The sequence below is a fragment of the Sinorhizobium prairiense genome, from assembly GCF_029201645.2.
GTDB classification, from domain to species: Bacteria; Pseudomonadota; Alphaproteobacteria; order Rhizobiales; family Rhizobiaceae; genus Sinorhizobium; species Sinorhizobium meliloti_A.
In genome coordinates this window covers 719,143-733,535 of the sequence record NZ_CP104131.1, presented here as the reverse complement: position 1 = coordinate 733,535, position 14,393 = coordinate 719,143, and the positions used below count along the sequence as shown (strand labels likewise).

At 63.6% G+C, this 14,393-nt stretch carries 9 protein-coding genes and 3 pseudogenes; 10 read left to right on the top strand and 2 right to left on the bottom strand.

The window, feature by feature from the left end; genetic code table 11:
- Positions 1-4: 4 nt before the first annotated feature.
- A pseudogene (locus tag N0Q91_RS06170) lies at positions 5-927 on the bottom strand (alpha/beta hydrolase).
- 119 nt (positions 928-1,046) lie between these two features.
- Here N0Q91_RS06170 and N0Q91_RS06165 point away from each other — a divergent pair.
- The 10 genes and pseudogenes from N0Q91_RS06165 (at position 1,047) to N0Q91_RS06120 (ending at position 12,741) form a co-directional block, all read left to right on the top strand.
- Entirely contained in the window at positions 1,047-1,955 is a 909-nt protein-coding gene (locus N0Q91_RS06165) for a LysR family transcriptional regulator (RefSeq protein WP_018095549.1), read from the top strand.
- A gap of 123 nt (positions 1,956-2,078) precedes the next feature.
- Positions 2,079-3,239 carry an ABC transporter substrate-binding protein gene (locus tag N0Q91_RS06160; protein ID WP_275597604.1) on the top strand — a complete coding sequence of 387 codons (1,161 nt, stop codon included), beginning with the start codon at positions 2,079-2,081 and terminating at the stop codon, positions 3,237-3,239.
- A gap of 191 nt (positions 3,240-3,430) precedes the next feature.
- A complete protein-coding gene (locus N0Q91_RS06155) occupies positions 3,431-4,426 on the top strand; it encodes an ABC transporter ATP-binding protein (RefSeq protein WP_275597603.1) in 996 nt (331 codons plus the stop codon).
- Positions 4,423-5,373: an ABC transporter permease gene (locus tag N0Q91_RS06150; RefSeq protein WP_018095552.1), complete on the top strand. Its 951-nt coding sequence runs from the start codon at positions 4,423-4,425 to the stop codon at positions 5,371-5,373. The genes N0Q91_RS06155 and N0Q91_RS06150 overlap by 4 nt, the downstream gene beginning before the upstream one ends.
- Positions 5,363-6,178 (top strand): ABC transporter permease, encoded by an 816-nt coding sequence (locus N0Q91_RS06145; RefSeq protein ID WP_018095553.1) that lies wholly within the window; start codon positions 5,363-5,365, stop codon positions 6,176-6,178. Before N0Q91_RS06150 ends, N0Q91_RS06145 begins: the two co-directional genes overlap by 11 nt.
- Before the next feature lie 27 nt (positions 6,179-6,205).
- The gene (locus N0Q91_RS06140; protein ID WP_275597602.1) at positions 6,206-7,633 is read left to right on the top strand and encodes a gamma-aminobutyraldehyde dehydrogenase; all 1,428 of its coding nucleotides are present in this window, start codon (positions 6,206-6,208) and stop codon (positions 7,631-7,633) included.
- Between the two features lie 412 nt (positions 7,634-8,045).
- Positions 8,046-10,219: pseudogene (locus N0Q91_RS06135) on the top strand (TonB-dependent siderophore receptor).
- A gap of 28 nt (positions 10,220-10,247) precedes the next feature.
- Positions 10,248-10,979, top strand: coding sequence for a siderophore-iron reductase FhuF (gene fhuF / locus N0Q91_RS06130; RefSeq protein ID WP_275598094.1), 732 nt, complete (start codon positions 10,248-10,250; stop codon positions 10,977-10,979).
- A 1-nt stretch (position 10,980) separates the two neighbouring features.
- Positions 10,981-12,112 (top strand): annotated as a pseudogene (locus N0Q91_RS06125) (ABC transporter substrate-binding protein).
- 107 nt (positions 12,113-12,219) lie between these two features.
- A complete protein-coding gene (locus N0Q91_RS06120) occupies positions 12,220-12,741 on the top strand; it encodes a hypothetical protein (RefSeq protein ID WP_275597601.1) in 522 nt (173 codons plus the stop codon).
- 15 nt (positions 12,742-12,756) lie between these two features.
- Here N0Q91_RS06120 and N0Q91_RS06115 read toward each other — a convergent pair whose 3' ends face one another.
- Positions 12,757-14,301 (bottom strand): trimethylamine methyltransferase family protein, encoded by a 1,545-nt coding sequence (locus N0Q91_RS06115; RefSeq protein WP_275597600.1) that lies wholly within the window; start codon positions 14,299-14,301, stop codon positions 12,757-12,759.
- Between the last annotated feature and the right edge of the window lie 92 nt (positions 14,302-14,393).

Genomic DNA, 14,393 nt, shown 5'->3' with positions numbered 1-14,393 from the left:
CGACTCAAGCCGTGCCGGTCAATCGTGCCACAGCTTGCACGAGACGGACGAAGCCGTCCCGCGCACCGGGGCTCATGTGGCGCGCTCGAAGCCAGGAATGCACCATCTGCGGCTCTTCCTGGTAGGTGACGTCCACGCCGGCCTGGGCGAGCCGGGCTGCATAGGCGCGCGCATCATCCCGCAGCGGATCGAAATGGGCTCCAGTGATATAGGCCGGGGAAGCCCGGACAGGTCCGCGGCTTTCAGCGGGTGCGCAAACGGCTCATCCGCCGGCGCTTTCAGCACCTCGCGGTAATAGTCGACGTCGGCGGTGGAAAGCAGCGGCGCCTCGGCCATCTCGATATAGGAGCCGCGCGTCAGATCGCCTCCGAGGCCGGGATAGATCAGAACCTGGCCGACGATGCCGGCGAGCCCCTCAGCCTTCGCTTTCAGTACGATTCCGGCTGACAGGTTGCCGCCGGCGCTGTCGCCGGCGACGACGAGCGGACGCCCATCGGCAAGAAGCGCTTCGAGCACGTCATAGCAGTCTTCGAAGGCTGCGGGCCATAGATGTTCGGGGGCAAGGCGATAGTCTACCGACACCAGCTCGACCCGTGCACCATGGGCAAGCTCGGCGCAGATCGCATCATGGCTCTCAAGCGAGCCGACGACGAACCCGCCGCCATGGATATAGAGAACGCGTGTCTCGCTCGCGACCTCCGCCGGACGGTAGTACCGCACCGGAATTCGTCCCGCCAGCCGCCCGTCCTGCCGGGTCAGCCCTTCGGGAGACGGCGCGTCGAATTCGGCGCAGAGTGCATCGTACCATTGCCGTTGCTGCTCGACGGAGGCATTGACCGCATCGGCGGGATAGAACGCCTCGCAACGTTGGTGAAAGGCGCGAATCCCCGCTTCTGTCGGCATCGGCTTTGTCGTTTTCGAATCCATCCCATTCCCCCTCACCGCACCTTAACAGCGTCGCTCCGGCGTGCACGACGAAATGCGTCACCCCTGCCGCCGTTCACGCCGTGCTTGCGTTCCCTGCGGCGCACGGTGTTAATTCGCACATGGCATTCACACTCCGGCAGTTGCAATATTTCGTCGCCGTCGCCGAGCAGGGCTCGGTCACCCGCGCGGCGCAGAACCTCTCCATCTCTCAATCATCGATCACCGAGGCAATCAAGGAGCTCGAAACCGATCTCGGGGTCGAGCTCTTCGACCGGCACCCCCGCGGCCTGGCGATCACCCATAACGGGCATCAGTTTCTGCGCCATGCGACCAAGATCCTCGCCGATGTCTCCGATGCGCGGCGCAGCTTCTCCGACAGCCGCGAGGAACGCGGCGGCAAGCTCAATCTCGGGGTCACGTCCCTCGTCGCCGGCTACGTGCTCTCCGACCTGCTTGCCCGCTACCGCCGCGCCTGCCCCGGCATCGAGGTGAGCGCCATCGAGGACAACGGCTCCTATCTCGAGCACCTCCTGATCGGCGGCGAGCTCGACGTCGCCGTGATGGTCATTTCGAACCTGCGCGACCGCATGGCGCTGCAGGCGGAAATCCTGGAAACCTCCCCTTACCGCCTGTGGCTGCCGATCGGCCACCCGCTCGTCAGCGCCGACATCATCTCGGTCGAGGATATCGCAAGAGAGCCGCTGATCATGCTGACGGTAGACGAGATCGAGGAGAATACCGGAAAACTCCTGACGGCGCTCGGCGCGCGTCCGCATGTCGCCTTCCGCACCCGCTCCGTGGAGGCGGTCAGAAGCCTGGTCGCGACCGGTGCCGGCATCGCGCTTTTGCCTGATCTCGTCTACCGCCCCTGGTCGCTCGAAGGCGACCGGATCGAAAGCCGCGACGTTTCCGGGGCGCTGCCGGTCGTGCAGGTCGGCATGGTCTGGCGCAAGGGTTCGAGCCTGCCACAGTCCGCGCGCGATTTCGTCGGCGTGGCCGAAGCGCTGCGCAGCGCCCGCCCGCGATGAACCGCGATATCGGAAATCCCGATATCGGCATTCTGATTAATGAATTTGCGAATACGGAGAAACCAAGGCACGCTTCGATCCGGGAACAAAGCCGCTAACGGCATGAAACTGGGGAGACTTCCGATGAAGCAGATCCTGAAATCCTGCACGGCACTTACCCTGTCGCTGGGCCTCGCCGCCCCCGCGCTGGCGCAGGAGCCGCTGAAAGAGCTCGGTCAGGGCGAAGGTGCGCTCTCGATCGTCGCCTGGGCGGGCTATATCGAGCGCGGCGAGACCGACAAGAACTACGACTGGGTCACCGATTTCGAGAAGAAGACGGGTTGCAAGGTCAGCGTCAAGACGGCGGCGACCTCCGACGAAATGGTCGCGCTGATGAACGAAGGCGGTTTCGACCTGGTGACGGCCTCCGGAGACGCATCGCTGCGCCTCGTGGCTGGAAAGCGCGTCCAGCCGATCAATACAGATCTCATCCCCAGCTGGAAAACGATCGACGAACGCATGCAGAACGCCCCGTGGCACACCGCCAACGGCGTCCATTACGGCACCCCCTATGTCTGGGGCCCGAACGTGCTGATGTACAACACCGAGGCCTTCAAGGATCAGCCGCCGAAGAGCTGGAAGGTCGTCTTCGAGGAGATGACGCTGCCCGACGGCAAGTCCAACAAGGGCCGCGTCCAGGCCTATGACGGCCCGATCCATGTCGCGGACGCCGCCAACTACCTGATGGCGCACAAGCCCGAGCTCGGCATCAAGGATCCTTACGAGCTCAACGAAGATCAGTACAAGGCCGCACTCGATCTGTTGCGTACCCAGCGCACCCTCGTCGGCCGCTACTGGCACGACGCGATGATCCAGATCGACGACTTCAAGAACGAGGGCGTCGTCGCCTCCGGCTCCTGGCCCTTCCAGGTCAACCTGATGCAAGCGGAGAAGCAGCCGATCGCTTCCGTCATCCCGGAAGAAGGCGTGACGGGCTGGGCCGATACGACCATGCTCCATGCCGACAGCGAGCATCCGAACTGTGCCTATATGTGGATGGAGCATTCGCTCTCGCCGAAGGTCCAGGGCGATGTATCCGCCTGGTTCGGCGCCAATCCCTCGGTCGGTGCCGCCTGCAAAGGCAACGATCTTCTGACCGACGAGGGTTGCAAGACCAACGGCTATGACGACTTCGAGAAGGTCAAGTTCTGGAAGACGCCCGTGACGAAATGCGAAAGCCAGGGCGAATGCGTGCCCTATCATCGCTGGGTCTCCGACTATATCGGCGTCATCGGCGGGCGGTAAGCCGGTCTCAACCGCGTCGCAAGCATCGCCCCTCATCCTGGCCGTCTTCCGCTCGCGGGGACAGGGAACGCTTCCGCAAAGGCCTCGCCCCGGAATACAGGCGAGGCACCGACCGCGAGTCCCTTCTCCCCGCAAGCGGGGAGAAGGTGCCAGCAGGCGGATGAGCGGCAACAATTACCTGGAGCATTCCTATGACCGCCGTCCTCTTCGACAATGTTTCCCGCTATTTCGGCGCCGTCCGTGCCGTCGATCGCGTGAACCTTGCGATCGCCGAGGGCGAGTTCTTCGCGATGCTCGGTCCGTCGGGCTCGGGCAAGACCACCTGCCTGAGGCTGATGGCAGGCTTCGAGCAGCCGACCGGAGGCCATATCGAGATCTTCGGCGAGACTGCCGAAGGCGTGCCGCCGTACCGGCGCAGCGTCAATACTGTCTTCCAGGACTACGCCCTCTTCCCGCATCTCTCCATTCTCGACAACGTCGCCTATGGCCTGATGGTCAAGGGCGTCGGACGCGAGGAGCGCCGCAGGGCGGCCGAGGATGCGCTCGCCATGGTGAAGCTTCCGGGCTACGGCACGCGCCGGCCCGGACAGCTTTCCGGCGGCCAGCGCCAGCGCGTGGCGCTCGCCCGCGCGCTCGTCAACAAGCCCAAGGTTCTGCTTCTCGACGAGCCGTTGGGCGCGCTCGATCTGAAGCTTCGCGAACAGATGCAGGAGGAATTGAAGACGCTGCAGAAGTCCCTCGGCATCACCTTCGTCTTCGTCACCCATGATCAGGGCGAAGCCCTGTCGATGGCCGACCGGATCGCCGTCTTCAACGAGGGGCGTATTCAGCAGCTCGGAAGCCCGGAAGAAGTCTACAACCGCCCGCAGACCCGTTTCGTGGCCGATTTCGTCGGCTCCTCCAACGTGCTTTCGGAGGACCTCTGCCGCAGATTGGGACTGAAGGCTTCCTTCGCGAGCCTCCGCCCGGAGGCCGTTGCCATCGCGCCGCCGAGCGACGGAGCGCTGAGCCTTTCCGGCACCGTCGCTTCGCAGAGCTTCCTCGGCGCCACCAACCGCATCGTGATCGACGTCGAAGGTGCCCGCATCGCCGTGGCGAGCCCGGCGGCGCGTCGCGTTCCCGCGGTCGGCAGTCCGGTCACGATCAGCTTCGCCGCGCACGACCTCCACCCGATGGAGGACGCATGACGATCGTCGCCGAAAGCATCGTTCTTCCGCAGCGCCGCAGCCCGGCCGGCCGCCTTTCGGATTTTTTCTGGCGGCACCCGCATGTGCTGCTGGCGATCTTTCTCGCACCGCCGCTTCTCTGGCTCGGGATCGTCTATCTCGGTTCGCTCTTCGCGCTGCTGCTGCAGAGCTTCTTCTCTATCGACGACTTCTCCGGGCTCATAAATTACGAGTTCACGCTTGCGACCTATCGGCAGCTCCTGAGCGAAGCCAATCTCGACATCATCATCCGCACCGTCTCGATGGCCGCTCTGGTGACGCTCGTCTCGGCGCTCATTGCCTTTCCGATCGCTTATTACGCCGCCCGCTACGCGCGCGGGAAATGGAAGGCGCTCTTCTATCTCGCCGTCATGCTGCCGCTCTGGTCGAGCTATCTCGTCAAGATCTATGCCTGGAAGCTGATCCTCGCCAAGGAAGGCATCCTGACCTGGTTCTTCGCAAAGCTGAACCTTCTCTGGCTGATCGATGCCTGGTTATCTCTTCCGGTCGTCGGCGGCAACTCGCTGTCCGTCAGCTATACGGGCACCTTCATCGTCTTCGTCTATGTCTGGATGCCGTTCATGATCCTGCCTATCCAGGCGGCGCTCGAGCGCGTGCCGGCCAATCTGGTCGAAGCCTCCTCGGATCTCGGCGGAACGCCCGCCCAGACCTTCCGCCATGTGCTCTTTCCGCTGGCGCTGCCGGGCATCGTCGCCGGATCGATCTTCACCTTCTCGCTGACCCTCGGCGACTACATCATTCCGCAGATCGTCGGCTCGTCGCGGCTCTTCATCGGTCAGGCCGTCTACGCGCAGCAGGGCACCGCCGGAAACATCCCGCTCGCGGCCGCCTTCACGGTCGTGCCGATCGTCATCATGGGCGCCTATCTCTGGATGGCCAAACGCATGGGGGCCTTCGATGCGCTCTGAGAAGGCGAACTCCGCTCCATTGGGTCTGAAGATCGCGGCCGCCGCCGGCCTCGCTTTCCTGCATCTGCCGATCCTGCTGATTTTTCTCTATGCTTTCACCACCGAGGAAAAGAGCTACCAATTTCCGCCGCCGGGGCTCACCACGCAATGGTTCGCCGTCGCCTGGAACCGGCCGGATGTCTGGGCGGCGCTGACGCTCTCCGTCAAGGTCGCCTCGATCGCGACGGCGGTCGCCCTCGTCCTCGGCACCCTGTGCGCCGCGGCCGTCAGCCAGACCCGCTTCTTCGGCCGGGAGACGATCTCGCTCCTCGTTATCCTGCCGATCGCGCTTCCCGGCATCATCACCGGCATTGCGCTGCGTTCGGCCTTCTCCATGGCCGACATCCCCTTCTCCTTCTGGACCATCGTGCTCGGCCACGCGACCTTCTGCATCGTCGTCGTCTACAACAATGCGGTCGCCCGTTTCCGCCGGATTTCCGGCTCGCTGATCGAGGCTTCCATGGATCTCGGCGCCGACGGTTTCCAGACCTTCCGCTACGTGATCCTGCCGAACATCGGCACGGCCCTGCTCGCCGGGGGCATGCTCGCCTTCGCGCTTTCCTTCGACGAGGTGATCGTGACGACCTTCACGGCCGGGCAGCAATCGACCCTGCCGATCTGGATGCTGGAAGAGCTGATCCGCCCGCGTCAGCGCCCGGTGACCAACGTCGTCGCCATGGTCGTCGTGATGGCCACCTTCCTGCCGATCCTCGGCGCGTATTACCTGACCCGCGACGGCGACCAGATCGCCGGCGCCGGCAAATGACATTTCGCACTTGAAGGGAGAACAGACATGGACACCCAGCTCTTGATCGGATCGCGCTTCGAAGCCGGAACCGAGGCCGAGGAACACATTCTCAATCCGAGGACGGGCGCCGGGATCATCGACCTCGCCGAGGCCTCCCACGCGCAGATCGACGCCGCCGTCGACGCTGCCGAGCGCGCCTTCGTCGGCTGGTCGCAGACGACGCCGGCCGAACGCTCCAACGCCCTCTTGAAGGTCGCCGATGCCATCGAGAAAGAAGCCGACGAATTCGCCGCGCTGGAGGCGCTGAACTGCGGCAAGCCGATCAATGCGGTGAAGAACGACGAGTTGCCCGCGATCATCGACTGCTGGCGCTTCTTCGCCGGCGCGGTGCGCAATCTGCATGCGCCGACGGCGGGCGAGTATCTGCCGGGCCATACGTCGATGATCCGCCGCGACCCGATCGGGGTCGTCGGCTCGATCGCGCCGTGGAACTATCCCCTGATGATGATGGCCTGGAAGCTGGCGCCGGCAATCGGCGGCGGCAACACCGTCGTCTTCAAGCCATCCGAGCAGACGCCGCTGACGGCGCTGAAGCTCGCGCGGCTCCTCGCCGACATTCTCCCCGAAGGCGTCGTCAACGTCATCACCGGCCGCGGCGAAACCGTCGGCAATGCGCTGATCAACCATCCGAAGATCGGCATGGTATCGATCACCGGCGACATCGCCACCGGCAAGAAGGTGCTCGCGGCCGCCGCCAAGACGGTGAAGCGCACCCATCTCGAGCTCGGCGGCAAGGCGCCGGTCATCGTCTATGACGACGCCGACCTCGAGGCGGTGGTCAACGGCATCCGCACCTTCGGTTACTACAATGCCGGACAGGACTGCACCGCCGCCTGCCGCATCTATGCCGAAGCCGGAATCTACGAGAAACTCGTCGCCGACCTCACATCGGCCGTCTCGACCATCCGCTACAATCTCGACGACGACACGGAAAACGAGATCGGTCCGCTGATCTCCAGGCGCCAGCGCGACCGCGTGGCAAGCTTCGTCGAAAGGGCCGCCGATCAGAAGCACATCGAGATCACCACCGGCGGTGGCACGGGCAGCGAGCAAGGCTTCTTCTTCCAACCGACGGTCGTCGCGGGCGCCACTCAGGAGGACGAGATCGTCCGCCGCGAAGTCTTCGGCCCGGTCGTCTCCGTCACGCGCTTCACCGGAAAGGACGATGCCGTGGCCTGGGCGAACGACAGCGATTATGGCCTCGCCTCCTCGGTCTGGACGAAGGACATCAGCAAGGCGATGCGAGCGGCATCCCGCCTGCAATATGGCTGCACCTGGATCAACACCCATTTCATGCTGACCAACGAAATGCCGCATGGCGGCATCAAGCAGTCGGGCTATGGCAAGGACATGTCGGTCTATGCGCTGGAGGACTACACCGCCGTCCGTCACATCATGATCAATCACGGCTGAATTTTACGCGCCCCTCATCCGCCTGCCGGCGACCTTCTGCCGCCGGTCCGGCGAGGCGGCCCGCGGCAGCCTCGCCGCGGTCCCTCGCTTCCTCGAGAGAGGTGAGAGCGCTTCCAGGAAAGTGTAACGGTTCTCCGTCCGGAAGTGCGTTGGATCAATCGGTTAGAGCATTTCAAGGTTTCCATGAAACATTGAAATGCTCTGGGGGCATGCCGCGTCGCACTCCACTTGCCCATCCAAACCCTCACGGGCCGGCTGCTCCCCTGCCCGCGCATTCGCCGATGTTGCACTTTTCACACATACTTCCGGAACATGACTGAAAAAGTCATGAAAAGAGCTTGCGCCCGCAACAATCATGAGTGAATAGGTCACCTTATAGAACATAACATACATCTCTGTAAGGTTGCGTTGCATGCCCTCGAAATCCGCCTTCCTCCTGCCCCTCATTCGCGCTGCTCTCGCCGGAACGTCCGCCCTCGCCCTTGTCGCCACGGCCCAGGCGCAGCAAGCAGGGCAGGAAACCGCTTCCGGCGGCGATTCGACCGAGCTCGAAACGCTGGTGGTCAACGGCAGTGGCGGCGTGATCACGGCCGAAGGCTATGTCGGCATCAGCAGCGCCACGGGCGCCAAAGTCGACACGCCGTTCCTCGAGACTCCGCAATCGATTTCCACGGTGACCGAACAGCAATTGAAGGACCGCAACCCGCAGACGCTGCTGGAGACGCTCGCCTATACGCCGGGCACGCGCGTCGGCGCCTATGGTTTCGATCCTCGCTTCGACGCATTCTTCGTCCGCGGTTTCGACGTAACCTTTACCGGCATCTTCCGCGACAATCTCCGCCAGCCGGCGGCTGTCGACTCGGTCTTCAAGAACGAACCCTACGGGCTCGAAGGCGTTTCGATCCTGCGCGGACCCTCATCGGCCCTCTACGGTGCAACGGGCGCCGGCGGTCTTTACAACCTCATCACCAAGCGGCCGACGGAAGATGCGCTGAGAGAGGTGCAGGTCCAATACGGCAGTCACGACCGCTATCAGGGCCAGTTCGACTTCTCGGGCCCGGTGAACGAGACCGACCCGGTCTATTATCGCCTGACCGGCCTGCTGCGCGATGCCGACACCGAGCAGGTCGGCCTTGCGGACGACCGCGCCTATATCGCACCGGCTTTCACCTGGAAGCCGGACGAAGACACGAAGCTGACGGTTCTCGGCGAGTATTCGCGCACCAAGACCGGAGGCACCGCGACCTATTACAACGACCCGCTGACCGGCGAAGTGACCGACATATTTGCCGGCAACCCCGACTTCAACGATTCGATACAGAAGCAGGGACGCATCGGCTACGAATTCGAGCACCGGCTCAACGACACCTTCGTCTTCCGCCAGAACGCGCGTGTATCGACGCTGAACATCGACGCCGACTGGGACTTCGCCTACGCCCCGAACGCTGACGACCCGACTTTGCTCGACAGCGCCGCCGGCACGTATGACGAGCGGCTGACCGCCTTCGTCATCGACAACCAGCTCGAAGCCAAAGTCGACACCGGCGCTCTGGAGCATACGCTGCTTGCGGGGGTCGACTATACGAAACTGCGTTTCCGTGCGCTCGACGGACGCGGCGTGTCGCCGCCGCTCGATACCGACAATCCGACGCAGGGCGTCCGGTCGACGCGATCGACTTCAACACGCGTACGGTCCAGGACCAGTGGCAGCTCGGCACATATCTGCAAGACCAGATCCGCTACGACGCCTGGACGTTGACGGTGGGCGGGCGCTACGACTGGGTATCTACCGATACGGACACCACCGACCTTGCCAGCGATTCGCTGACGTCGGTTTCGCAGAAGGACAAGGAGTTCTCCGGCCGCATAGGGCTCACCTACCAGACCGACTTCGGACTGGCGCCCTATATAAGCTACTCGACGGCCTTCACACCCAATGCCGGCACCAACCAGGAAACGCACCAGCCGTTCAAACCGACCGAGAGCGAACAACAGGAAGTCGGCGTCAAGTACCTCCTGCCGAACAGCAATACGCTGATCACCGCCGCTCTCTTCAACATCGATCAGAAGAATGGCCTTTATTTCGAGGCCGACGGCGTCACCAACATACAGGTCCAGCGCGGCAAACTGCGTTCGCGCGGTTTCGAAATCGAAGCGAACACCAGCCTTGACAACGGCCTTTCGCTTATCGCTTCTTACGCCTATACCGATGTCAAGATCATTCAGGGCCCCGAAGGCACGATCGGCAACTATGTATCTTCCGCACCACAGCATATGGCGTCGATCTGGGCCCATTATACATTGCCGGAAGATGGCCCGTTTTACGGGTTCAACCTGGGTGGAGGCGCGCGTTTCGTGGGATCGAGTTACGGTAATGACGAAAACACCTTCAAGAATAGTTCGCGCGTTCTCTTCGATGCTTCTGTCGGCTACGACTTCGCAGCGATCGACCAGAAATATGACGGTCTGCATCTGCAGGTGAATGCCACCAATCTCTTCGACCGCCGCGAGGCCGTGTGCACTGCCGGCTACTGCCATCGCGATCAGGGCCGCATGGTCATCGGCTCGCTGCGTTACAACTGGTGAGCTCATGACAACAGCCGGGCATGGAAGCGTGGCGGTAATCGACGAGCCGAAAGGTCTGTCGGCGGCCTTTGCCGGCCCGCATGCCTGGTGCAACGAGAAAATGATGCTGTCGGCTAATCTTTCCGACGGCATTTCGCTGCCGGAATTTTTCGCTTCCGGCGCCTTCGACCGGACGCTCTCGCACTATGCCGAGGCCTCCGGCGGCACCGACCGCCGCGCCGTCGCCTCCATGTGGTCGCTCTACTATTTCTCGGCCCTGACCATCCCCTATGTCATCGCCCGGGTGCTGGACCACCAGGCGCTGCCGGCGGATTTCGACCAAATGACGGTGGCGCTCTCGGACGACGGGCTGCCCCGCGCCTTCGGGGTCGCGACGGCAGGTCAGTGGCGCGACGATGACGGGCGTGACATCTTCGCCTTGATCGGCTCGCTCATGGACGAGCATCTTGCCAAGGTGGTCCCGCATCTCAAGGCAGCCGGCGGCATATCGCCGAGGCTCGCCTGGAACAATGCCGCCGTTTACATCGATTATGCGCTTCGAACCGCGGGGACCGACCCCATGAGCGACCAGGCCGATGCCATGGTCGGCTGCCGTCTGATGCCCAACGGCGCTCCCAATCCTTTCTTCGACTGTCTGCGTCAGGAGGAAGAGGACGGGACGCGCGTCTGTCGGCGCAAGATCTGCTGTCTGAGATATCTCCTCCCCGGCATTCCGAGCTGCGGCAGCCTCTGCGCCCTTCCAAGCCAAAGGAAACAATAGCTTGTCTCGTCCATTCCCACGCCGCCGCCCCTTCCTTCAGGCCATTGCCCTCCTGTCGATCCTCTTCTTCCCGTTCGCCGCGCTGGCGCAGGCACAATGGCCGATCACGGTCACAGACGCAGTCGGAAGACAGGTAACGATCCCCGCGCCCCCCAAGGCGGTGCTTCTCGGCAGCGGCTTCAATCTCGTCGCCCTCTCGCTCATCCATCCGGACCCGGTAAGTCTGCTCGCCGGCTGGTCCGGCGACATGAAAGGCGACAATCCGGAAATCTATGAGAGCTTCGTTCGCAAGTTTCCGAAACTCGCAGACGTGCCGCTGATCGACGACGGCAGCGGACCGGGCCTTTCCTTCGAAACGATCCTGACGCTGAAGGCCGATCTTGCGGTTCTCGCCAACTGGCAGGCGGATACGGAAGCGGGCCAGCGTGCGATGGAATACCTCGAGAGCACCGGCGTGCCCGTCATCGTCGTGGACTTCAACAACGAAGCTCTCAAAAACACGCCTGCCAACATACGTCTCCTCGGCAGGGTCTTCGAGAGAAGAACAGGCGGAGGAGTTCGCCCGCTTCTATGAGGAACGTCTTGCCCGCATCCGCGATCGCGTCGCCAAGAGTTCCGAGGCCGGCCCTAAAGTCCTCATGGAAGCGTTTCCCGCGCCAGACCGTTGCTGCTGGGCCTACGGCGTCGGCGGATTGGGCGAATTCATCGCCGTCACCGGCAGCCGCAACATCGCCGAGGGCGCGCTGCCGCGCCCGGGCGGCATGATGAACGCGGAAGCCGTCATGGCCGAGAACCCGGACGTCTATATCGCCACCTCGTCGCCGGGCGGGAAATATAGCGGCTTTTCGATCGGGCCCGGCGTCAAGGCCGAAGAGGCGGAGCGGACCCTGGCGCAGGCCGTGGACAAACCGGTGATGGAGAGCATCGCGGCCGTCCGCAACGGGCAGGTGCACGGCCTCTGGAATTTCTTCAACGCCGTTCCGCTGAACATCGTCGCAGCGGAAGCCTTTGCCTCCTGGCTTCGCCCCGACCTCTTCCCCGACGTCGATCCCGCGGCGACGCTTGCCGAAATCGACCGGCGCTTCGCTGCAGTTCCCTTCGAGGGCACCTACTGGATCAGTTTGAAGAAATGACCGCCGGCTGAACCTGCCCCGGATTGGCAGAAGGGTGTCGGCCGGGCGTACCCCAAAGATTGCCAGCGCCGCCTCGCCCTATATAAGGTTCTCGCAGGAGGAACTTCATGGCGTGGCTGATTGCGTTACCGTTGGGCTTGGCGATCGTGTATCTCGCGGCCCGTTACGGTCGCTTCCGCAGCTGGATCGAGCCGGTCCTGTCCATTGCGGTTGCGCTGGGGCTCAGCGTCGCTTTTCTCGTCTGGCTGAACGAAGCTGCTCCGGACAAAGCCCCGGAGCCGGCCCCGAGCCGGCCCGCCGCCGGGCTGACCGTCGCCGACATCACCCTGCGGGACATGGCGTTCGAACCGAACGAAACCGAGCGCACCTTTCGGGTCCGTGGCACCGCAGCCAATGCGTCGGACGTCACGCTCGAATATTTTCGTCTCACGGTGACGCTCGAGGACTGCCCGCAGGACGCCTGCAAACGTATCGGCGAGGATACGGCTCTCATCCTGCTCCGGGTGCCGGGCGGCCAGAACCGCCCATTCGAGACGTTCCTGACCTTCCCCTACAGGCCGGATGAAGCGCCGACTGCGCCGAAATGGACCTATAGGGTAAGCGAGGTCAGAGGTGCCGGTCGACGCTGACGGCGAATCGACACGTCAACAAAAGATGCCGAACCGCTCCCGTATCGCCCGGTCGGCCTCCGGCGAGATCAGCGACGGGGCAGCGTCTGCCAGGATGCGGTTCTTCCTCTCGATCGCGCGGGCGACGAGATCCGGCCGGCCGATCTCGACCCATTCCTTCGGGCTCGTGCGGTCGGCGACGGCCGGATAGATATATTCCGTCTGCATCAGCCCGAGTGTCTGCGGATGGCCGAGATAGTGGCCGGGGCCGTCGAGGCAGACCGAACGCATGGTCTCGAGCGAAACCGAATCCTCCGTTACGTCGATGCCGCGGATGCAGCGCTGCACCTGGCCCAGCATGTCGTCTCCGAGCACCAGCGACTCCAGGCAGAAGCCGAGGAGCGATGCATGCATGCCGACCGCCTCGTAGACCATGTTGAGCCCCGAAAGCCCCGCCATCACGTTGGAGATCGCCTGTTCCCAGCCGGCCTGCATGTCGGGAAGCTTCGCATCCGCGATGCCGGCGGCGGCGCCGCCGGGCAGGCGATAGAACTGGTGCATCTGCGCGCAGCCTGCGGTCAGCAGAGCCTGTTCGCCGGAGCCGCCGGACATGGCGCCCGTCCTCAGATCGGAGACGAACGGCCAGGTGCCGAAGACGGCCGGATGGCCGGGCGAAAGCGCATTGACGTAGACGACGCCGGCAAGGCACTCGGCAACCGCCTGCACGATGGCGGTCGCGAGCGGCGCCGGGGCAGTCGCCCCCGCCTGTCCGGCGGATAGCAGCAGGACCGGCATGCCGCCACGGATGCACTTCTCCATGGTGATGCAGCTTTCCTCGGCGAATTTCATCGGCGGCACGACGAAGCAGTTCGAGTTCGAAACGAAGGGCCGCGCCCGCCACTTGTCCTCGCCGCCTGCGATCATGTGAATGAGGTCGAAGCAACCCTCCACATGCGACGGATCGGAGAAGCTCGTGCCGACATGCTTCGTCGTTCCGGCGCAGCAGGCGTAGAGCGTGTTGATGTCCATCAGGAAATTGTCTGAAACGTCCCGGCAGACCATGGCTCGCTGGAAGAAATGGACATTGTCCAGGTGATGGACGAGCTGCGCCGCGTTCAGGAGATCCTTGGCGGTCGATTCGCGGTATTCGCGCTTCTCGACGTCGACCACGTGAACCGCCGCGCCCGCTGTACCGTAATAGACGCGCGTACCGCTGAGTTCGAGGTCCTGTTTCGGATCGCGCGCGTAAAGGGTGATGTCGCGCGCAGCGATGGCCAGCATGTCCTCGACCAGTGCACGCGGGAAGCGGAGTCGTCCATCCTCGCCGAGGATAGCCCCGGCGCCGGTCATGATCTCGACGCCGGATCGCGGCGCGTTGGCAAGGCCGATCTGTTCCAGCGCATCGAGCGCCGCCTCGTGAATCCGTCTGACGTTGGCCTCCGTCAGCGGCTTGTACTGTCCGCCGGAAAGGCCCGGACGAACGGGGCGGATGTTTTCGGCGAGCGGCGACGAACGAAGCGCAACGCGCGCCGCCCGTCCGCCGGACCGTCTCGAAGCCGCAACTGCGCATTCCTCAGCCATCATTCATCTCCCAATGGCGCTGTCGTCGTCTGTTCTTTGCCCCTCTCCCTCGGTTTTCGCACGCGGGGGTGGGCTGCACGGCATCTCCCTTT